General features: G+C 72.3%; 21 protein-coding genes, 4 tRNA genes and 1 pseudogene. 12 read left to right on the top strand and 14 right to left on the bottom strand.

Annotated elements, in window-relative coordinates; all coding sequences use genetic code 11:
- Window positions 1-76 precede the first annotated feature (76 nt).
- The 3 genes from FIV43_RS04555 to FIV43_RS04545 form a co-directional block, all read right to left on the bottom strand.
- Window positions 77-1555 carry an MFS transporter gene (locus FIV43_RS04555; RefSeq protein ID WP_141013175.1) on the bottom strand — a complete coding sequence of 493 codons (1479 nt, stop codon included), beginning with the start codon at window positions 1553-1555 and terminating at the stop codon, window positions 77-79.
- Window positions 1556-1682: 127 nt separating this feature from the next.
- Window positions 1683-2564, bottom strand: coding sequence for an SDR family oxidoreductase (locus FIV43_RS04550; RefSeq protein WP_141013174.1), 882 nt, complete (start codon window positions 2562-2564; stop codon window positions 1683-1685).
- Window positions 2561-3337: an SDR family oxidoreductase gene (locus tag FIV43_RS04545; RefSeq protein ID WP_141013173.1), complete on the bottom strand. Its 777-nt coding sequence runs from the start codon at window positions 3335-3337 to the stop codon at window positions 2561-2563. The genes FIV43_RS04550 and FIV43_RS04545 overlap by 4 nt, the downstream gene beginning before the upstream one ends.
- A gap of 41 nt (window positions 3338-3378) precedes the next feature.
- Here FIV43_RS04545 and FIV43_RS04540 point away from each other — a divergent pair, with 41 nt between their 5' ends.
- The 5 genes from FIV43_RS04540 to FIV43_RS04520 all read left to right on the top strand — a co-directional run bounded on the left by FIV43_RS04540 (window position 3379) and on the right by FIV43_RS04520 (window position 7397).
- Window positions 3379-4155 carry an enoyl-CoA hydratase family protein gene (locus FIV43_RS04540; protein ID WP_141013172.1) on the top strand — a complete coding sequence of 259 codons (777 nt, stop codon included), beginning with the start codon at window positions 3379-3381 and terminating at the stop codon, window positions 4153-4155.
- Window positions 4152-5048 carry a CoA transferase subunit A gene (locus FIV43_RS04535; protein WP_231123689.1) on the top strand — a complete coding sequence of 299 codons (897 nt, stop codon included), beginning with the start codon at window positions 4152-4154 and terminating at the stop codon, window positions 5046-5048. The genes FIV43_RS04540 and FIV43_RS04535 overlap by 4 nt, the downstream gene beginning before the upstream one ends.
- Window positions 5045-5818 carry a CoA-transferase subunit beta gene (locus FIV43_RS04530; RefSeq protein ID WP_141013171.1) on the top strand — a complete coding sequence of 258 codons (774 nt, stop codon included), beginning with the start codon at window positions 5045-5047 and terminating at the stop codon, window positions 5816-5818. The genes FIV43_RS04535 and FIV43_RS04530 overlap by 4 nt, the downstream gene beginning before the upstream one ends.
- Entirely contained in the window at window positions 5815-6888 is a 1074-nt protein-coding gene (locus tag FIV43_RS04525; protein ID WP_141013170.1) for an NAD(P)H-dependent flavin oxidoreductase, read from the top strand. Before FIV43_RS04530 ends, FIV43_RS04525 begins: the two co-directional genes overlap by 4 nt.
- Before the next feature lie 116 nt (window positions 6889-7004).
- Entirely contained in the window at window positions 7005-7397 is a 393-nt protein-coding gene (locus tag FIV43_RS04520; RefSeq protein ID WP_141013169.1) for a hypothetical protein, read from the top strand.
- Between the two features lie 6 nt (window positions 7398-7403).
- On the opposite strand, the gene FIV43_RS21365 is transcribed toward FIV43_RS04520, so the two are convergent.
- Entirely contained in the window at window positions 7404-8693 is a 1290-nt protein-coding gene (locus tag FIV43_RS21365; RefSeq protein WP_196780978.1) for a hypothetical protein, read from the bottom strand.
- Window positions 8694-8839: 146 nt separating this feature from the next.
- Here FIV43_RS21365 and FIV43_RS04510 point away from each other — a divergent pair, with 146 nt between their 5' ends.
- Both FIV43_RS04510 and FIV43_RS04505 read left to right on the top strand, forming a co-directional pair.
- Entirely contained in the window at window positions 8840-10723 is a 1884-nt protein-coding gene (locus FIV43_RS04510) for a sensor histidine kinase (protein WP_141013168.1), read from the top strand.
- A complete protein-coding gene (locus FIV43_RS04505) occupies window positions 10720-11376 on the top strand; it encodes a response regulator (RefSeq protein ID WP_141013167.1) in 657 nt (218 codons plus the stop codon). Before FIV43_RS04510 ends, FIV43_RS04505 begins: the two co-directional genes overlap by 4 nt.
- Before the next feature lie 77 nt (window positions 11377-11453).
- Here the strand turns inward: FIV43_RS04505 and FIV43_RS04500 are convergent, their stop codons facing one another.
- The 4 genes from FIV43_RS04500 to FIV43_RS04485 form a co-directional block, all read right to left on the bottom strand.
- Window positions 11454-12614: a hypothetical protein gene (locus tag FIV43_RS04500; RefSeq protein WP_141013166.1), complete on the bottom strand. Its 1161-nt coding sequence runs from the start codon at window positions 12612-12614 to the stop codon at window positions 11454-11456.
- A gap of 147 nt (window positions 12615-12761) precedes the next feature.
- A tRNA-Val gene (locus tag FIV43_RS04495) sits at window positions 12762-12836 on the bottom strand.
- Window positions 12837-12855: 19 nt separating this feature from the next.
- Window positions 12856-12929: transfer RNA gene (locus FIV43_RS04490), tRNA-Cys, on the bottom strand.
- A gap of 78 nt (window positions 12930-13007) precedes the next feature.
- Window positions 13008-13080 (bottom strand) — tRNA-Gly (locus tag FIV43_RS04485).
- 291 nt (window positions 13081-13371) lie between these two features.
- On the opposite strand from FIV43_RS04485, the gene FIV43_RS04480 reads away from it, so the two are divergent.
- Entirely contained in the window at window positions 13372-14034 is a 663-nt protein-coding gene (locus FIV43_RS04480) for an HNH endonuclease family protein (RefSeq protein WP_141013165.1), read from the top strand.
- Window positions 14035-14042: 8 nt separating this feature from the next.
- Here the strand turns inward: FIV43_RS04480 and FIV43_RS23430 are convergent, their stop codons facing one another.
- The gene (locus FIV43_RS23430; RefSeq protein WP_231124003.1) at window positions 14043-14279 is read right to left on the bottom strand and encodes a hypothetical protein; all 237 of its coding nucleotides are present in this window, start codon (window positions 14277-14279) and stop codon (window positions 14043-14045) included.
- Between FIV43_RS23430 and FIV43_RS04475 the strand changes: the two are divergent.
- The 4 genes and pseudogenes from FIV43_RS04475 to FIV43_RS04460 all read left to right on the top strand — a co-directional run bounded on the left by FIV43_RS04475 (window position 14178) and on the right by FIV43_RS04460 (window position 16326).
- Window positions 14178-15037, top strand: a pseudogene (locus FIV43_RS04475) (aminotransferase class IV). The gene FIV43_RS23430 and the pseudogene FIV43_RS04475 sit on opposite strands and share 102 nt — an antisense overlap.
- Window positions 15017-15088, top strand: a tRNA-Val gene (locus FIV43_RS04470). The pseudogene FIV43_RS04475 and the gene FIV43_RS04470 overlap by 21 nt, the downstream one beginning before the upstream one ends.
- A gap of 231 nt (window positions 15089-15319) precedes the next feature.
- Window positions 15320-15634: a hypothetical protein gene (locus tag FIV43_RS04465; RefSeq protein ID WP_141013164.1), complete on the top strand. Its 315-nt coding sequence runs from the start codon at window positions 15320-15322 to the stop codon at window positions 15632-15634.
- A 425-nt stretch (window positions 15635-16059) separates the two neighbouring features.
- Window positions 16060-16326, top strand: coding sequence for a hypothetical protein (locus tag FIV43_RS04460; RefSeq protein WP_141013163.1), 267 nt, complete (start codon window positions 16060-16062; stop codon window positions 16324-16326).
- 83 nt (window positions 16327-16409) lie between these two features.
- Here the strand turns inward: FIV43_RS04460 and FIV43_RS04455 are convergent, their stop codons facing one another.
- From FIV43_RS04455 to FIV43_RS04435, 5 genes are all read right to left on the bottom strand, one after another.
- Window positions 16410-17234 carry a hypothetical protein gene (locus tag FIV43_RS04455; protein WP_141013162.1) on the bottom strand — a complete coding sequence of 275 codons (825 nt, stop codon included), beginning with the start codon at window positions 17232-17234 and terminating at the stop codon, window positions 16410-16412.
- A complete protein-coding gene (locus FIV43_RS04450; RefSeq protein ID WP_141013161.1) occupies window positions 17231-17464 on the bottom strand; it encodes a hypothetical protein in 234 nt (77 codons plus the stop codon). The genes FIV43_RS04455 and FIV43_RS04450 overlap by 4 nt, the downstream gene beginning before the upstream one ends.
- A 67-nt stretch (window positions 17465-17531) precedes the next feature.
- Window positions 17532-17813: a hypothetical protein gene (locus FIV43_RS04445; protein ID WP_141013160.1), complete on the bottom strand. Its 282-nt coding sequence runs from the start codon at window positions 17811-17813 to the stop codon at window positions 17532-17534.
- Window positions 17814-17847: 34 nt separating this feature from the next.
- A complete protein-coding gene (locus FIV43_RS04440) occupies window positions 17848-19557 on the bottom strand; it encodes a tyrosine-type recombinase/integrase (protein WP_141013159.1) in 1710 nt (569 codons plus the stop codon).
- On the bottom strand, window positions 19554-19757 hold the full coding sequence (locus tag FIV43_RS04435; RefSeq protein ID WP_141013158.1) for a hypothetical protein: 204 nt from the start codon (window positions 19755-19757) through the stop codon (window positions 19554-19556). The genes FIV43_RS04440 and FIV43_RS04435 overlap by 4 nt, the downstream gene beginning before the upstream one ends.
- Between the last annotated feature and the right edge of the window lie 157 nt (window positions 19758-19914).

Below are 19914 nucleotides of genomic sequence, written 5' to 3'. Positions count from 1 at the left end.
GACGCTGACGGTAGGGGCCGACGGCATGCGCTGAGGGCCTCCCGGCGCGCCGGGAGGCCGCTGGTCGGGCCCGCCGTCAGCTCTCCCGCCGCGCGGCACGCCAGGACAGCACGGCGGCGGCGAGCGCCAGCGCCAGCAGCGCGGCCGACAGTCCCAGCGCGGCCCGCAGAGCCGTCCCGGGCTCGCTCTCGTCGAGCGCGAGGTGGTAGGCCGTCATCACCAGCGCCGCACCCACGGCGGCGCCGATCCGCTGCCCGGTCTGCAACGCGGCACCGGCCGCGCCGCCCATCCGGGTGGGGACCTCCGCCAGCGCGAGCGTCATGTTCGGCGAGACCACCGCGCCACCGCCCAGGCCCGCGAGCAGCAGGGACGCGCCGGCCAGCACCCACCCGCCGGCGCTGTCGGCGCGCGCCGCGGTCACCGAGAGGCACCCGATGCCCACCATCATCGTGACCAGCGCCAGCACCGTCATCAGTCGCCCCACCCGGTCCACGAACCGCCCGGCCAGAGGTGACGCGACCGCGGACCCGACGGCGAACGGGGTGAGCACCAGTCCGGTCTGCAGCGCGGAGAGGCCACGCCCGTCCTGCAGGTACACGCTCATCACGAGGAAGACACCGGTGAACCCGGTGAAGTACAGCGTCCCGACCGCGATCCCGCTGGCGTAGCCGGGCACTCGCCGCAGCAGGCCGACGTCGAGCAGCGGAGCTCCTCCGCGGCGCACCACACGTCGCTCCCACCACACGAACGCCGCGGCCGCCGCCGGGACCGCGGCCAGCAGCACGAGCGCACCCCGCTGGCCGGCCTCCAGTCGCACCACGGGCAGCAGCACCAGCAGGACCGTGATGCCGAGCAGGACGGCACCCCACAGGTCGAGCCGGGTGTCCACCTCGGCCTCCCGCTCCCGGCCCGGCACCAGCCGTGCGATCGGCACCAGCAGGACCAGCCCGATCGGCACGTTGACCAGGAAGATCCATCGCCATCCGTCGGCGGCGCCGAAGGCGGCGATGAGCACACCACCGAGCACGGGTCCGATCGCGGAGGAGACCGAGACCGTCAGTCCGAACAGCCCGAACGCGATCCCGCGCTCACGACCGCGGAACAGCGTCTGGATCAGCCCGGAGCTCTGCGGGGTCAGCAACCCGGCGGCGCATCCCTGGGCGAGCCGCGCGGCGACGACCGTCTCCACCGTCGGGGCGGAACCGGCGACGGCACTGGCCGCGACGAAGCCGACGAGTCCCACCACCATCAGCCGGCGCCGCCCGTACGCGTCACCCAGGCGACCGCCCGTCACCAGGGTCAGGCCGAAGGCGAGGGCGTAGCCCGACACCACCCACTGGATCTCGCCGGCCCCGGCGTCCAGCCCGGATCGCATCGACGGGATCGCGACGTTCACGATGGTGACGTCGAGCAGCACCATGAAGCCCACGGCCAGGGTGACGCCGAGGATCCGCCACCGCCGGGGGTCGGGAGCCCCCGGTCCGGTCGCGGCTGCTCCTGGCGCTCCCGCTGCACCCTCGGTCGGGGCGGCGTCGACGTGCGCCTGTTCCGACATCGCCCCACGCTCCTGTCCGTCTCGACGGTGGCCGAGGAGGGCACACCGGGGACGCCACCAGGCTAGGGCGTGTCTCCCAAGGGGGCGGGGCCCACCGGTCCGCCGAAGCACCGGCGGACCGGTGGGGTCACGCTCCGTACACGGGCTCCGGTGCGGGCGACCGGTCGAGCAGGTCGCGCAGCGCCGGGCCGACCTCGTCGGCCGCCCAGCGCTGACCGCGGTCGTTGCTGGCGGCGTGGCGCCACCCCGACTCGACGGTCAGCTGGGAGCCGTCGATCTCGATCACGCGCCCGGTGATGTCGCCGGCCTCCTCCGAGGCGAGCCAGGCGACGATCGGCGAGTTGTCCTCCGGCAGTGCCATGCCCGAGGTGTCGAAGGCACCCTCGGTCATCCGGGTCCTGGCGACCGGCGCGATCGCGTTCACGGTGACGCCGTACCGGCCCATCTCCTGGGCGGCGACGAGCGTGAGACCCGCGATGCCGGCCTTGGCCGCCGAGTAGGTCGCCTGCCCCACGGAGCCCTGCAGGCCCGCGCCGGAGGAGGTGTTGATCACCCGGGCGGCACGCTGACGCCCCGCCTTCGCCTCGGCACGCCAGTAGGCGCCGGCGTGCCGCAGCGGGGCGAAGTGACCCTTGAGGTGCACCCGGATCACCGAGTCCCACTCCTCCTCGGAGGTGTTGACCAGCATCCGGTCACGCACGAACCCGGCGTTGTTCACCAGGATGTCGAGGCCACCGAAGGCCTCGACGGCCAGCTGCACCATCGCCTCGGCGGCCTCGAAGTCCGCCACGTCGGCGCCGTTCACGACGGCCTCGCCGCCCATGTCACCGATCTCGGCGACCACGTCGTGCGCGGGGGTGTCCTGGGAGTCCTCCCCGGCCAGGGTCACGCCGTAGTCGTTGACGACGACCTTCGCGCCGTGCCGTGCCAGCTCCAGCGCGTGGGCACGACCGATGCCGCGTCCGGCACCGGTGACGATGGCGACGCGTCCTTCCAGCAACCTGCTCACTTGGTCTCCTCCGTTGTTGCGTTCTGGGCGATGTACAAGAAGATCGGCTGTTCGCCCCCGCCGTGGCAGGCGATGTGGGCACCGGAGACGTAGGAGGCCAGGTCGCTGCCGAGGAAGGCGGCCACCTGCCCGATCTCGCGCACCTGGGCCATCCGGCGCAGCGGGATCGTGGCCTCGATGGCGGCCACGGTCTCGTCGCCGCCGTAGTGGTCGGCGGTGTCCGCGGTGCGCACCAGGCCGACGTTGATCACGTTGACGCGGACCCGGGGACCCCACTCCTGGGCGAGCGACGTGGTCAGCGAGTCGACCCCGGCCTTCGCGGCGCCGTAGGCGGCCGTGCCCGGTGACGGTCGCAGGGCGGAGACCGAGGAGATGTTCACGATCGATCCTCCGCCGTCCTGGGTCTGCATCACCCGGTTGGCGGCCTGGCTGACCAGCAGCGTCGCGTCGAGGTTGAGGGCCACGATCTTGTCGTGGAAGCGGGGCGAGGCGTCGGCCGCCATCGCGTACGGCGCTCCCCCGGCGTTGTTGACCACCAGGTCGAGTCGTCCGTGGTCGGCGACGATCCCGTCGACGAGGGCGGCGACGGAGTCGGGCTCGCGGACGTCGCAGATCCGGTGGCCGGCGCCGGCCGGCGGCTCGGCCGGCGAGCGCCCGCAGGTGACCACCGTGGCGCCCGCCTCGAGCAGCACCTCGGTGACACCGCGGCCGATCCCGCGCGCACCGCCGGTGACGAGGGCGATCCGGCCGCTGAGGTCGATGGAGAGAGACATGCCGATACCCTACCAAGCAAATGCTTGGTAGGCTCCGCCGCATGACAATCAGCAGTGAACTGCGTGAGGACGGCATCCGCGTCATCACGATGAGCGCTCCCCCGGTCAACGCACTCACGGTCCAGGGCTGGTACGACGTCGCCGCCGCCCTCGACGAGGCGGGTGCCGACCTCGACACGAAGGTCGTGATCCTCCGCGCCGAGGGGAAGGGCTTCAACGCCGGCGTCGACATCAAGGAGATGCAGAACACCACCGGCTTCGACGCCCTACTGGGCGCCAACAAGGGTTGCTACGTGGCCTTCAAGGCGGTCTACGAGTGCGCGGTCCCGGTGATCGCGGCGGTCAACGGGTTCTGCGTGGGCGGTGGCGTGGGCCTGGTCGGCAATGCCGACGTGGTGGTCGCCAGCGACGACGCGTTCTTCGGCGTGCCCGAGGTCAACCAGGGAGCCCTGGGCGCGGCCACCCACATGGCGCGGCTGGTGCCGCAGCACATGATGCGCACCCTCTACTTCACCGCCCGCACGATCCCCGCCAAGGACCTGGTGCAGTTCGGCTCGGTGCTCGAGGTCGTCCCCCGCGACGAGCTGCTCGAGTCCGCGCTGCGGGTGGCTCGCGACATCGCGGCCAAGGACACCCGGGTGATCCGTGCGGCCAAGGAGGCGCTGAACGGGATCGACCCGGTCAACGTCAACAAGTCCTACCGCTGGGAGCAGGGCTTCACCTTCGAGCTGAACCTGATGGGCGTCAGCGACGAGCTGCGCGATGACTTCGCGGGCACCGACAAGAGCGAGACGAAGAGCAAGGAGAACGCGAAGTGAGCCGTCGACCACGGGACAAGACGATGTCGATCGACGAGGTGATCGGCAGCCTGGAGTCCGGGATGACCATCGGCATCGGGGGCTGGGGACCCCGGCGCAAGCCGATGGCCCTGGTCCGGGCGCTGTACAACTCCGACCTCACCGACCTGACCGTCGTCAGCTGGGGCGGCGCCGACGTCGGCCTCCTCGCGCGGGCCGGCAAGATCCGCAGGCTGGTCTACGCCTTCGTCTCCCTCGACTCGGTCCCGCTCGAGCCGAACTTCCAGCGGGCGCGCCAGGAGAAGTCCATCCCCGAGGTCGTCGAGCTCGACGAGGGGATGTTCCAGACCGGGCTGAAGGCTGCCGCCGAGCGGCTGCCGTTCCTGCCGATGCGGGCCGGGCTCGGCTCCGACGTGCTGGTCAACAACCCGTGGATCGAGACGGTCACCAGCCCGTACGCCGACGCCGACGGTGCCCACGAGGAACTCGTCGCGGTGCCGGCGCTGCGCCTGGACGCCGCCCTGGTCCACCTCAACCGCGCCGACGTGCACGGCAACGCCAGCTACCTCGGGCCCGACCCCTACTTCGACGACCTGTTCGCGATGGCGGCCGACCGGACCTACCTGAGTGTCGAGCAGATCACCGACACCGCCGGACTCACCGTCGACACCCCGGTCCAGCGCCTGCTGCTGAACCGGATGATGGTCACCGGCGTCGTGGAGACCCCGAACGGCGCGCACTTCACCAACTGCGTGCCCGACTACGAGCGCGACGAGCGGTTCCAGAAGGCCTACGCGAAGGCGGCCGGCGGCGATGACGCCGACTGGCAGGCGTTCCACGACCGGTTCCTGGCCGGTGACGAAGCGGCGTACCAGGACGCGGTGAAGGCGTTCAACGAGGAGGCGGACAAGTGAGCGACTACACCCGGGCCGACGTGTGCGCGGCCGCGATCGCAGACGCGTTCGCCGAGGACGGGGAGATCTTCGGCAGCCCGATGGGCCTGCTGCCGATGCTCGGCGTCCGCCTCGCCAAGCTGACCTCCAACCCCGACCTGGTGATCTCCGACGGGGAGTCGCTGTTCCTGGCCGGCGTGCCGCCGCTCTTCGCCAAGGCCGACGTCGTCGAGGGCTGGATCCCGTTCCGGAGGGTCTTCGACGTGGTCGCCTACGGCAAGCGACACGTGATGATGGGCGCCACCCAGGTCGACCGCCACGGCAACCAGAACATCTCGGCGATCGGCGACTTCGCCCAGCCGAAGCGGCAGCTGCTCGGCTCACGCGGCGCACCGGGCAACACGGTGAACAACCGGACCTCCTACTGGGTGCCGCGCCACTCCTCGCGGGTCTTCGTGGAGAGCGTCGACATCGTCTCCGGTGTCGGTCCGGCCCGGGCCGCGGCGGCCGGACCCGGTGCCGCCAAGTACAACGACATCCACCGGATCGTCTCCAACCTCGGCGTCTTCGACATGACCGGCGCCGAGCACACCATGCGGCTGCGCAGCGTGCACCCGGGTGTCACCGTGGACGAGGTCGTCGCCGCCACCGGGTTCGAGCTGGACATCCCGGCGCAGGTCGACACCACCCGGGAGCCCACCTTCGAGGAGCTCACCATCATCCGCGAGATGCTGGACCCCAAGGGGCTGCGGTTCCGCGAGGTGCCCGAGCCGGAGGAGGCGACGGCATGACGGTCGCCCCGCAGGCGCTGCGCACCCCGTTCACCGACCTGGTCGGGGTGCCCCACCCGATCGTCCAGACCGGGATGGGCTGGGTGTCCGGCCCGCGTCTGGTCTCCGGTACGGCGAACGCGGGCGGCCTCGGCATCCTGGCCTCGGCGACGATGACCTTCGCCGAGCTGGAGAAGGCGATCATCGAGGTCAAGAGCCGCACCGACGCACCGTTCGGGGTCAACATGCGTGCCGACGCCGCGGACGCCGCCGACCGCTGCCGGCTGTTGATCGACCATGACGTCAAGGTCGCCTCGTTCGCGCTGGCCCCCAAGCCAGAGCTGATCGCGACGCTGAAGGAGCACGACATCGTCGTGATGCCGTCGATCGGAGCGGCGAAGCACGCCAAGAAGGTGGCCTCCTGGGGCGCCGACGCGGTGATGGTGCAGGGCGGCGAGGGCGGCGGCCACACCGGACCGGTGCCGACCACCCTGCTGCTCCCGACGGTGCTGGACGCCGTCGACATCCCCGTGGTCGCGGCCGGCGGGTTCTTCGACGGACGCGGACTCGCGGCCGCGCTCTCCTACGGGGCTGCCGGCATCGGGATGGGCACCCGCTTCCTGCTGACCCGGGACAGCGCGGTGCCGGACGCGGTGAAGCAGCTCTACCTCGAGCGGGGCCTGACCGACACCGTGGTCACCGCGAAGGTGGACGGGATGCCGCACCGCATGCTCCGCACCGAGCTGGTCGAGGAACTGGAGGAGACCAGCGCGGTACGGCGGATGGGCCCCACCGCCAAGCGCACCCTCGCCTTCAAGCGGGAGTCCGGGATGTCCTGGGGCCAGCTGCTCAAGGACGGCCGGGAGATGCGCAAGCAGCAGGGGCGCACGCTGGGTCAGATGGCCCTGGCCGCCAACACCCCGATGATGCTCAAGGCGGGCCTGGTCGAGGGCGACACCTCGGCCGGCGTGCTGGCCAGCGGTCAGGTGGTCGGCGTGATCGACGACCTGCCCACCTGCGAGGAGCTGATCGGGCGGATCGTCGCCGACGCGGCGCAGGAGCTCCGACGCGCGTCGTCGTACGCGCTCTGAGGGTGGTGGCACGGGTCGCGGCGCTGGCGAGGGGCGCCGCGCCCTGTGCTCGATGCCACCCTCGACCGGGGTGGCATCGATGCCCGTCCCGGTCCTTGCGGGCGTAGCCTGGGCTCGTGACTGAGCGGTCGACCGGCAGCACCCCGCAGGCTCCACAGACCCCACCGACGTCGGCGCCCCGCCGTCGTCACCTGATGGACCCGAACGCCCCGCGCAAGAGGACCGACCCCGAGGACCTCGCCCGCTTGGAGAAGGTGCAGCGGCGCGTCCTCGCGGTGCTCGCGCTGACCACGGTGCTCCACCTCTCCGTCGGACTGATCATCGCCGCCGACCACGTCGACCCGGACCGTCTCGACGCCCAGCTCGGACTGATCGCGATCGGCACCGCCTTCGGCGTCGGCGGCATCGCCGCCACCCTCGCGCTGCTGCGCCGCCCGATGCTCTCCTGGTGGCTGGTCCTCGGGCTGCTGCCCGGCGTCGCCGGCGTCTGGTGGGTCTGCCTCTCCTGACCTCCGTCACCTGACCCGCACCGCGCGCGAGGTCGCCGCCTGGCTGCGGTAGCCGCTGCGGAGCGCGGTCACCCGGATGCTGATCCGGTCACCACGGTCACTGCGACGCAGCCGGTACGAACCCTTCGTCGCGCCCCGGATCGGCCGTCCGTTGCGCTGCCACTGATACCGGGTCGTGGCCGGCGAAGGCGCCCAGCGCCCAGGAGTGGCGTGGAGGACCCGGCCCACTCTTCCCACGCCGCGCAAGCGAGGGCGGTCGAGGAGGCGGAAGGCGCGCGGGTCGGCGACGTAGTCGGCCGGCGACCAGTCCGGCGAGGAGCCCCCCGGAAGAGCGAGGCGCGGCTGGATGGTGGTGCAGTCCCGCGGGTCCTCCTTGAGCCACACCCCGTCCGGCTCCTCCCAGGCCAGCGCGGCTGCACCGGGCGCCCAGGTCGGACCGGCCAGCCCGTCGAGGGTGGAGGTCATACAGTGAAGGACCGGCAGCGGCGGCGACCCCACCGACGCGCTTGCGCCGACCGAGTACCAGACGATGTGGGTGTCCGCCCCGTAGCCGCGGACGGCAGCGAGCATGCGGCCGTCCGGCGAGACCTCGGCATCCCCGAGATCGGTGGAGCGCTCCGGGCCGACGACGTCCTCGTCATCGAACCAGTGGAACTCGGGCGCCGCACCGACGGGGTCGAGCATCATCTGGGAGCCGTAGCCACCGTGCACCATCACCCTCCGGTTCCCCACCCACGAGGGCTGGGAGTGCAGGTTGGAACCATGCACGGTCGGTCCGGTCGGACGGGTGGCGGTGGTGATCCCGGTGACGCCCCGGAACCCACAGCCGGCGGTGGGATCGCAGTCGTGCCCGGCGTAGGTGTAGGCGACCTTCGAGCCGTCCGGCGAGACTGCGGCGTAGACGAGGAAGTCGTCCTGCAGGTGCCCGAGCGTGTCCGGCACCCCGGGCGGCCTGAAGGAGCCGAGCCGCTCACCACTTTGTCGCATCCGCACCAGGCGACCCGCGTGGATCGCCACGATGACGCCGTCGTCGTCCATCGACGGTGAGAGGTACGACGACCGCGGGGTGCCGTCATCGGACACCGCCCGCTGCCCCGTGCCGTCGCCGCGGGCGACCCAGACATCGCCTCCCTTCAGGTAGACGATCGTGCCCGCAGCTCCTCCGCTGACCTCCACCGCATCGGTGTCACCGGTGTCACCGGTGTCACCGGTGTCACCGGTGGCGGCCGTCAGCGGTGCGGCGGCGAGGACCGTTGCGAGCGCGATCGTCGCGAGCATGCGGAGTCGGGGCTGCATGCTTTCAGCGTCCCGTGACGTGCCTGGAGGGTGCGTCATCCTCGGGACCGACCCCCTCGTTCTGCCGGAGGACGGCATCGGCCGAATGAGGGAACAGTCGCCCGAAAAGCGCCGCGTGCCTCTCGGCGCGGCTCTACGCTGACCGCGTGAGCGAGAGCCGAGCGCTGCGGAGCCGGTGGCACGCCGCTGCCGCTGCCGCTGCCGCCGCGTGGTCGGCGACGTTCCTGCTCGGCCAGTGGCCCGCCGTCGCGCTCATCCCCTGCGGATTCGCAGCGGGGTGCTGGCTCCTGGGTCGCCACCCCGCCGGCGGTGCCCTGGTGGTGTGCGGGACGCAGGCGGCCGGCCTGCTCGCCGGTGTCGACCGCGACAACGCCTCCGGCCTGCTGCCCGCGCTGCTCGCTCTGGTGGTGGTCGGACAGCGCGTCCCGCTACGCGTCGCCGCTCCGCTGGTCGCGCTGTTCAACGGCATCATCCTCGCCACCGGTCTGTCACCGGTGCGCACCGCGGTCGGCGTGGCACTCTTCACGAGCACCTTTCTGGTGGCACGCCACCTCGGCGCTCGGCGACGCCGCGTCGACCTGGTGCGTCGTCGCGCACTGGCGTTGGAGCAGCAGGACGTCGGCGGGTTGTCAGCTCGAGTGCTGGCGTCCGAGCGGCGCCGCCTGATGGCCCGCAGCGCAACGGTGGTCGGCTACGCCGTCGAGGAGATGACCGACCGCATCCATTGCGGGCTGGCGACGCTCGATGCCGGATCGCTCGAGCAGGCGCGCCTCCGAGGCGAGGGCGCGGTACGCGAGCTGCGCGATCTGCTCACCCTCCTCCGGGCGCCGGTCGCTCCGGACGCGGAGCCGGGCCCCGAACGCCGGACCTCACGGGTCCCGTGGACCTGGGACCTCGCTCTCACCAGCGGGGCCTGCCTCCTCGGGCTGGTGGAGCTCACCCTGTCCGACGACGTCCACCTACGTCCGGCTTCCGCCGCACTCGGCGCGCTCGTGTGCGCCACCCTCGTCCTGCGCCGCTTCTCGGCGTCCCTGGCGGTCGCTGCGCTGACGATCGTCCTGATGACGGCGGCCCTCACCCACACCCCGATGGTGCAGGGCGTCGCCGAGATGGGCGCCCTCACGGTGACCGCCTGGATCGCGGTCCGGGCGGGAGTCCGCGAGACACTGCTCCTCCTCGCGCTCGCCGCGGCGGCCGTGGCGGCAGCGGGACAGCGATCGTTGGAGCATGCCGTGGTCGCGGCGGCGCTGGTGTTCCTGGTCGTGCTCGCGAGACTGGTGTGGCGTCAGCTCGTTCGCGACCACGAGCGGGAGGTCGGCCGCGTCCGCGCCTGGGAGGCCCAGCTCCACACGATGATGGCCCCACTCGTCGTCGAGGAACGCGCGCGTCTGGTGCGCGAGCTGCACGACGTCGCGAGCCACTCGCTCGGGGTGATGCTGCTCCAGCTGGGCGCCGCTGAGTCCACGCGGCAGCACGCTCCGGCGACCGCCCGAGCCGCGCTCGAGGCGGCCCTGGCCGTCGGCATCGATGCCCGCAGGGAGCTCGACGCGCTGATGGGGAGGTTGGAGCGCCGGCACCCCGGGCCCTTCGCCACGGAGGTCGCACAGCTGGTGGCCCGGGTGCAGGCGGGAGGCCTCGTCATCCGGGTCCACCGGCTCGACGACCTCGCTCCGAGCGACGCGGCGGACACGGCCTATCGCGTGATCCAGGAGGGCCTGACCAACGTCGTCAAGCACGCCCCCGACACGATCGCCGATCTGAGCGTCGAGCGCCGGGACGGCTCCGTGTCGATCGAGATCCGCAGCGGTGTCGCCACGCGCTCCCCCTCCGGGCCGGGGTCCCGGCTCGGCATCGCCGGACTGCGGGAACGGGTGGCGCGCCTCGGCGGCCACCTCGAGGCACGACCGGTCGCAACGGGCTTCCTCCTCGCGGCGCGGTGGCCGGTGGCGCGGACGAACGCATCGGAAGGCTCGGGTCGCCCTGCGCCGACGACGGGCGGCGACCGCCCGATCCCGGAGCCCGTCCGATGATCCGCGTCGTCCTCGCCGACGACCAGCACCTCATCCGCAGTGGCCTGCGGACGATCCTCGCCGTCGAGGGCGACATCGACGTGGTCGCCGAGGCCGAGAACGGACGTCAGGCCGCCGCCAGTGCACGTGCGGCACAGGCGGACGTCGTACTGATGGATGTCGAGATGCCGGGTACTGACGGCATCGAGGGCGTCCGGCTCACCCGCGCCGCGCGTCCGACAGCGAAGGTGGTCATGCTGACGATGTTCGACCTCGATGAGCATGTCTTCGGGGCCTTGCGAGCGGGCGCGAGCGGCTTCCTCCTCAAGACCGCGACGCCCCAGGAGATCATCCAGGCCGTGCGCTGCGTGCACGGCGGTGGCCAGCTGTTCGGACCGACGGTGACGCACCGCCTGATCGACACCTACCTGCGTCGCGCTCCGGCCACACCCGGCACGCCCGAGGCGCTGTCCACACTCACGGCGAGGGAGCTCGAGGTGTTCGGACATCTGGCCCGCGGGGCGAGCAACGCCGAGATCGCCGAGATGCTGTACCTCTCCGAGACGACCGTCAAGACCCATGTCGCGCGGATCCTGGCCAAGCTCGGGCTGCCGGACCGTGTCCATGCCGTCGTCCTCGCCTACGAGTGCGGGTGGGTCGTGCCGGGTGCCTGATCTCGTGCGATGGCTCGATCAGGCACCCGGCATCCCCCCACCCCACGACGCGGCCCGTCCCCCTTGTTCGCCGACGCTCACCGGACGCGTCGCGAAGCGGAGACCGCGGTGGCCTTCGGATGACCCGCCCTGGTGACGCTGACCTTCACGCTGAGGCGGTCTCCCCGGTCGGCCGGGCGCACGCGGTAGCCGCGCGACCGCGCCGAGCGGATCGGTCGACCGTCCCGCAGCCACTGGTAGCGGACGGAGGTGGGTGTCGGCGCCCACCTGCCCGGCGTGGCGCGCAGCATCCTGCCGGGACGCGCGGCGCCCTCCACACGCGGGCGGACGAGCATCCGCAACCCCGTCGACACGACCCACGTGTGCACGCTGGGCGTCCGATCGGCGTTGCCGTGGCGGTCGAGCGCGCGCACCGCGAAGGTGTACCGACCGTCCGCGAGCGCCTCGTACTTCTGGGGAGAGCGGCAGAGGGTCCAGACTGCGACCCGACCGGGGCCGACGAGCCGACACTCGTGCGTCGTGCCGCCGGCGAAGGAGAACGACGCCGCTCGGCCGTCGAGGTCTCCGACCGACATCGTGGTGTCGGGAGGTGTGGCGTCCAGCAGCCAGGTGTACGACGCGGGCGTGCGGTCGTACTCCCCCGCCAGGTCGACGGCGCGTACCTCGAACTGGTGCGTCCCGTCGGGAAGGTCAGCGAGGCGCACCGGGGTGGTGCAGGGCGCCCAGTCACCGAGCAGTCGGCCCGAATGACGCCGCCGGCACTCGAACGTGCCGCCCTCGCTCGAGGCGAACCCGAAGGTCGCCGTGCGCGCCGTCGTCGGCGCGACGATGTCGGAGAGGCTCGTCTCCGGCCAGACCGTGTCGACCCCGATGTTGAACCGTCGCGCCGCCGGCGTCGGATCCGCCGTACCGTCCCCGGCGCGCGCCCGGACCCTGAACTCGTAGACCCGGGGGGTGAGCTCGTCGTACTGGCGGGGGCTGACGCAAGCCGACCAAGCGCTCGCCTCCCCCGGCCCGGTCAGGCTGCACTCGAAGGTGGCACCGACCGATCCCGGCGCATCGAAGTTGAAGGTGGCCAGATGAGCCGTGTGGGACCAGGTGTAGGTGATCAGCCGGGTCTCCGGCGCCTCCGCGCCGCTGGCAGGCCGAGGCTGCACCAGCATCGGCAGGAGCGCCACCGAGCACCCGAGTGCCACCGCGACGGCGGTGCCGCGACGAGATCGCCACTTCAGCTCCATCCGAACTCCTCCATGACCCGTGTGGGGCGGAGTCAACCGCGTCGGAGGTCCGGATACATCGGCCGTGCGGAGTATCGGCCTCCTCCGTGAGGAGGGCGGGCGGAAATGCAATCCGCCCTCACCGGTTCGGGTGAGGGGCGGATCCGCTGGTGGGCGATACTGGGTTTGAACCAGTGACCTCTTCCGTGTCAAGGAAGCGCGCTACCGCTGCGCCAATCGCCCAAGTCTTGAGTTGTGGTGGTGGAGGTGGGTACGGGATTTGAACCCGTGTAGACGGATTTGCAGTCCGTTGCCTCGCCTCTCGGCCAACCCACCGTGCGAGCGTCAGGCCCTGGTCCCATCGTGCGATGGGACCAGGCTGACCGCTGGCCAGCCAGTGGTCTGACCTCTCCGAGCGGACGACGAGGCTCGAACTCGCGACCTCAACCTTGGCAAGGTTGCGCTCTACCAACTGAGCTACGTCCGCCTGACACTTCCCGGCCCCGTTTCCGGCGCCGTTCCCGTGCGAGAAAGAACATTAGCGGATCGCTCGGAGGGGGCCAAAACCGGGGTCCCTCCAGGGTGTCGCGGCCGTGCCCGGGCCCCGTCGACCGGGTGGTCGACCGGGTGGTCGGCGGTTGTGACGACTCGGTGAACAGTGCCGAACTCCCCGATGTGGGGCTCGCGCACGAGGCACCGGAGGCCGTAGGAAGGAGACAGCCACGCCGGGCATCCGGTCCGGCACCGACCAGCAGGAGCTCTCATGCTTCGTTCTCGGATGCTGTTCTCCACCACCCGCCTCCTGGCCGTCCTGTCGCTGCTCGCTGCCGGGCTGCTCGGCGTACCGGCTGCTCCGGCACAGGCCGCGACCTTCTCCGGCACCCTCGCCCAGGCCGTCGCCCAGATACCCACCGCGAGCGAGTCCAACAGCGGCTACGACCGCGACCTCTTCCCGCACTGGGTCGACGCCAACGGCGACTGCCAGAACACCCGCGCGGAGGTGCTGATCAGCGAGCGCGAGACCGACACCCCGCTGACCTACACCAGCGCGAGCAAGTGCACCGTGAAGAGCGGACGCTGGTACTCCTACTACGACGGCGTCTCCTGGACCGCAGCCTCCGACGTCGACATCGACCACATGGTCCCGCTCGCCGAGGCATGGGGCTCGGGTGCACGCTCCTGGACCACCGCGCGGCGCCAGGCCTACGCCAACGACCTCGGCGACCACCGCACGCTGGTCGGCGTCACCGACAACGTGAACCAGTCCAAGAGCGACCAGGACCCGGCCCAGTGGCTGCCCACCCGGTCGAGGTGCCGCTACGTGGCGGAGTGGGTCGCGGTGAAGGTCCGGTGGGGGCTGAGCGCCGACGCGAGCGAGAAAAGCGTGCTCAACAGCTATGCCGGCTCCTGCTCGAACACCGTCACGGTCACCATCTACTGATGCCTCGGTCAGCGCGCGGCCGTTGGCCCTAGGCTGACCGCGTGCGCGCCTGGATCAACGGAGACCTGCTGGCCGACCCGACGGCGGCCGCCGTGCCCCTCACCGACCACGGCTTCACCGTCGGCGACGGCGTCTTCGAGGCGGTGAAGGTGGTGCAGGACCGGCCGTTCGCCCTCGACCGGCACCTGGAGCGGCTGCAGCGGTCGGCGACCGGACTCGGGTTGCCCGCGGTCGACCTCGACCACGTCCGCGAGGGAGTGGCAGCAGTGCTCGACGGCCACCCCTGCCCCTGGGGCGCCTGCGGATCACCGTCACCGGAGGGAACGCGCCGCTGGGCTCGGGCCGGGGCGACGAGGCCTGCACGGTCGCCGTCGTGGCGGCGCCGATGGCTCCGATGCCGCCCACCACCGCGATCGTCACCGCACCCTGGCCACGCAACGAGCGCGGGGCGCTCGCCGGCCTCAAGACGACGTCGTACGCCGAGAACGTGATGGCGCTCGCCCGGGCCGCCGAGCGCGGCGCCAGCGAGTCGGTCTTCGCCAATCTCGCCGGCCACCTGTGCGAGGGCACCGGGACGAACGTCTTCTACGTCGTCGACGGCGAGCTGCGCACCCCGACCCTGGCCAGTGGATGCCTGGCCGGTGTCACCCGTGCCCTCGTCCTGGAGTGGTACGGCGGCCGCGAGGTCGATGAGCCCATCGAGGTCGCCCGCGGCGCCGACGAGGTCTTCCTGGTCTCCACCACGCGTGACGTCCAGGCCGTCGCGACGTGGGACGACCGCGAGCTGCCCGCCCCGGACCGGTCACCCGCGAGGCGGCCGAACGCTGGCGCGCGCGGGAGCCCGAGCTGCTCGGGCTCGACCGTTGAGCGCCGGCCAACGGCCCGGCTCGGCCCTCGCCCCACCCCGCACCGGTCCCGATGTGAACCCTGCTCGCGGTATGCGTTAGAGTCGCCTCCGCGCGGTCGACGACCGCGCGCTGTCGGGCGATTGGCGCAGTGGTAGCGCGCTTCGTTCACACCGAAGAGGTCACTGGTTCGAACCCAGTATCGCCCACCGACATAAGCGCAGGTCAGAGGCCGGATTCCCACCACGGAGTCCGGCCTCGTGCCCTGTACGTGCCCGATTCGCCCCGGCGCGTGCCCACTGATTGGGCACGCGGGGGCACGACGGCTCGACTGATTCACACGGTCTCCCGACCACGCTCGGACCGCAAGAGCCAGCCGGATCGGCCGGCCCCGCCGGTTGGGTGGAGCGCGGTCGGACCGCCGTGGTAGACCGTGGCCCATGGCGTCACCGGTCACCTCGATCAACGTTCGGCGCGATCGGCTCGAGGCGACGATCCGCGCCGACCTCATCGCGACGGGGCAAGCGCGCAGCACCCAAGGCGCAGACGTCGCTGCATGGCGGCGCGCTGCTCGGCGTGCTGCACGCTCTCTCGGCCGCCCCGTGCAGACCGTCCTGGTCGAGGACGGCGCAGCTGCAGCGGCGATGCTGCGGGACTGGCCGGCGTCGCCAGCCGAGCGGGCGCAGCACCAGGCCGCGATGCGCCGCGTGGTTGACCGCGCAGCCGCTGCGCAGCCGACGCACGATCCTGCCTGACGTCGACCAGGTCGCGCCGGCGGTGCAGCTCGACGCGCTGCAGCCGACGCGGCCCGCACGCCGCGGTGCAGCTCGACGCGGGCCCGCACGCCGCGGTGCAGCTCGACGCGGCCCCGCACGCCGCGGTGCGCCTCGACGTCGACCAGGCCGCCGCGGTGCAGCTCGAGGCGGCCCGCACGCCGCGGTGCAGCTCGAGGGGCGGTGAGTCGTCGGGGTGCGTCCCGCGTTGTCGTAGACGTTGGCGACGTCGCGTAGACATTGCCTACGGCCGTTATTCCGAACATCTGTTCGATTCCGTCCGGTTTCGGGGTTGGGGCCCGCGTCGGGAAGAAAAGGCAGGTCGGGGGCTGCCGCGACCCCGCGGCGGATCAGAAACCGGGGGCGTGTTGATGCGTTTCGCGGTGGAGGTCGGCGACGATGGCGCGGTGACGCGCGCGATGGGCGGGGACGTGGAGCCGGTGCTGCGGCTCGAGGACGGCGACCAGGTCGCCGCGATTCGGGCCGCGATCTTCCGGTCGGCGCGGGTGGCAGGCGTGGGCCCTGTGCGGGCCGACCTGGTCGCAGAGCATGCGGCTGCGCACCTGGTCGGGCAGCTCGCAGCGCGCGGGCTGGTACTGCGGGTGGAGTGGACGTCACCAGCAGCGCGTGACGCGGTGGTCAGGTCACGGCGTGCGTGGGACGTCGAGGGGTGAGGCGGGCGGGCAGACGCCTGAGCCACCGCGGGCCTGCCCGCCCTCGGTGCGGGACCACCACGGCCGCACCGGTCAGTGGGTGGTCAGGAGCGTAGGCCGGTGCGCTCGTGGATCCAGGTGCGGGCGAGGTCGAGACGTGCGCGGCCCTCGACCTCCTCGGCGGCGAGCCCCTCGACGGCGAGAGCCTCGAGGCGGCGGGCCTCGTGGGTGAGGACCCGGCTGCACGGCGCGCAGCACCGCGGGACGCGCAGCCCGTCCAGGTCGTGGCTGGCGGTGGTCGGGTCGAAGCGGCCGCAGACCTCGCACGTGTGCTGCGCCTCGAACCGGGCCTGCGCCTCGACCTCGCGCTGCGCCTGGTCCCGCCGGGTGCGGGCGTCAGCGAGGTTGACCGCGTGGCAGTAGAGCGCCACGTCGGCAGCGGAGTACTGCACGTCGGTGATCGCGGTGGTGCCCATCCCCCACTTGCGGATCATCACTCCGAGCTTCTTCGCGGGGTCCGCGTCGGGATCGTATTCGCGGCGCCGGCCGCGGGGAGTCGCGTACAAGGGCGAGGCGGTCCCGATGAAGTCGGGCATGCGGAGCCCGATCCGCTCGTCGGACATGTTGCCGAGCTGGGCGGTCTCCTCGGCGGCGAGCTGGTCGAACTCGCGGACCGCGATCCTGGTCGCGCACCACTTCTTGAAGTCGAAGCTGGTCGACCTCTCCAGGTCCTGGTCAGGGTCGACTCGGTAGTGCTCGCGTAGGTCACCGGGGACGTGGAACGGCGAGGCGGGGTCGTCGTAACCGGCGGGCAGGTCGGGGTTCGGTACTGGCGTCGTCGGGTCGGCGGCGGTCGTGGTGGTCGTGGTGGTCGTGTTGCCGGTGGCGTGCTTCTTGCTGGTGGCTCTGCTGGTGCCGAACATGCTCACTGTCGGGGTCCTCTCGGCTGGTCGGTGGCAGGGGTGGCCGCGGGTGGCGCGGGGTGGGTGCGGCTGGCGTCGGGGCGCGGGGGTGTTGCCGGTTGGCTGGTGGATGGTCGTCCGCGCTGAGCGCGCAGGCATGCCGACGTGGTGGTGGCGTAGCGGCGGACGGCGACGTAGGTCGCGGTGGCGATGGTCAGGGCGACCAGCGCAACGACCAGGGCGGCGTAGGCGACCATGTCCGGCGGCTCCTCGATTGTGTGGTGGCGCGGGCGGCGCGGCGGGATGGTCGGCGCCGGCCGGTGACTACCAGAGCTCGACGTCGGGTTCCGTGGGGCGGGCGGGTTCGCCAGCCCTGAGCCGGTCCGCGACCGCGGTGGACCAGGCTCGGTGCGCGGTCTGCTTGGCGATTCCGAGCCCATCGGCCAGCACGGTCCACGGCACGCCGTGGCTGCGGTGCCAGGCCAGCGTTTCAACGAACCGACGTTTGATGCTCGCCTCGACGCGACTGCGGTGCTCGACCAGGCCGCGCATGTCGGCGATTGCCTGGTCGTACCTGGTCGAAGGCATGGCGACCAGTGTGCCCACGGATGTGGACAGCGGCAGCGTTGTGCTGACGTTCTCATCCTGAGTCAGGCTCCTCCCGCGCAGCCGCTCTGCGCCTGGTCGAGGTCGGGCGCCTGGTCGACGTCGGGCGCCTGGTCGAGGTCGGGCGCCTGGTCGACGTCGGGCGCCTGGTCGACGTCGGGCGCCTGGTCGAGGTCGGGCGCCTGGTCGACGTCGGGCGCCTGGTCGAGGTCGGGCGCCTGGTCGAGGCGCTGCGGATCGGTGACCGGGGTGGGTGTGGGGTGGTGATGCCTGGGACGGGTGGCACGGCGCGGACGGCGGCCTCGAGCTGTGGGGTGGGGACCGCGACGTAGCGTGCGGTGACGGCGGGCGAGGCGTGGCCCAGCAGCTCCTGCACGGATCGGATGTCGTAGGCCGATGCGTAGGCCTGAGAGGCGAACCGGTGGCGCAGCTTGTGCAGCGATACGCCAGGGGGCAGCAGTCTGCTGACCGTGCGACCGATGTGCTCGGTGGTGAGGTGGCCGGCGCCGTCCTCGGTCGGGAACAGCCAGCCGCCGCGGATCCCGGTGTGGTCGAGGTAGGCGGCGAGCTCGTCCAGCAGGGCGGCGTGGGCGGGGACCAGGCGCTCGCGGCCGCCCTTGCCGACGATGTGCCACCCGGTCGGGGTGAGGTCCTCGACGCGGAGCGCGGCGATCTCGGCGCGGCGCAGCCCCTCGTAGGCGGCGAGCAGCAGGATCATGCGTTGCTTGGGCGAGGCGCGGTTCACTGCGTCGCGGATCGCGGTCTCGGTCGCGGGCCGTGGCACGCCGGAGGGCACCCGTACCGGGGGCAGGTCGGCGGCGGGATCGTCGGGCAGGTGGCCGGCCTGGTGTGCCCAGCCCAGCACAGCGCGCATGCTGGCGCGTACGGATCGGCGGGTGGCCGGTGCCAGGTGCTCGCGGGCCTGCCACTCGAGCAGGTCGTCCGGCTCGACGTCGAGGGGCGCTAGTCCGGTGGCGTGGGCCAGGTGCTCGCAGTGGTGGCGGCGCTGGCGGATGGTGCCGGGTCGCAGTCCTCGAGCGCGGGCCGCGACCTCGTAGCCGTCCAGCAGTTGCGCCCACGCCGCGGCCGCGGTGTGGCCGGCGACCTCGACCCGCGGCGCACCAGCGGCCGCCCACGCCTCGAGCACCTGGACCGGCAGTGCACCCGTGGCCGCGACGGACACGCCGCTGCGGCGCGCCCAGAGCCTGGCCGGGTGCTCGGCCGCGGACGCCGCGGTGCGGGCGTCCACGGGCACACCCGGCCTGTCCACGGGCCCGTCCTGCTCGACCGGACCACCCTCGGCGTTCTCGACACCGTGCGGTGAAGGCAGGTCGGGCACTGCGGCGGTGGGCAGCAGTTGGGAGGCGTAGACGCCTGCGGTTGGGTCGACCTCGACCAGGCCCGTGCGGGCTGCCCAGCCGAGCACGGCGGCGACCGATGCCCGGTGTGCCTTGCGGGTGCGGTATGACCACCCCGGGCGTGCCAGCCAGGCGCGGACCTCGTCCGCGGTCACCTCGCCAGGCGCCCGGTCGACCTGGCGGGCCAGGTCGCGGCAGTGCGAGACGTGCATGCCGACCGTGGACGCCTTGAGCCCGTCCCGTCCGGCCGCACCGCGGTAGGCCTCGAGCAACCGATCCCACGCCAGCACCTCCCCCGGCAGACCGGCCGCGACGGCGGCGCCCGCGACGGTGGGCGTGGTCGGGTGCTGCACGTCGACCAGGCGCAGCAGCGGCTGCGGGGTCACCGGTCGCCCTCCCCCGTGCCGTGGCGTGCAGCCAGGTGCTGGCGGCGCTCGCGGTTGAGCTGCACCTGATGCGTCGCCGCGCCTACGTACTCGTGCCCGCCGTACGGGTTGCGGCGGCAAGCGTCCTCGGTCTGACCGCAGACCGTGCAGTGGGTCGTGGCCTTCCACGCTGCGGGGTGCTCGCCGTAGTCCTCAGTCACCGCGCCGCCTCCCCGATCGGGAACGGCGGGCCCGGCTCGACGTCGTCGGGGTGGACCCGCTCGACGTGACCGTCCGGGAACCGACACCGCACCCCAGCACGAGCCACCGACACAATCCGCACCCGCTGACCGAACACGATCCCGACCCGCGCACCAG

It is taken from the genome of Nocardioides sambongensis, from assembly GCF_006494815.1.
Taxonomy (GTDB): Bacteria; Actinomycetota; Actinomycetes; order Propionibacteriales; family Nocardioidaceae; genus Nocardioides; species Nocardioides sambongensis.
Note: the sequence above shows the minus strand (reverse complement) of the source record. Positions and strands in the feature narration are given on the sequence as shown.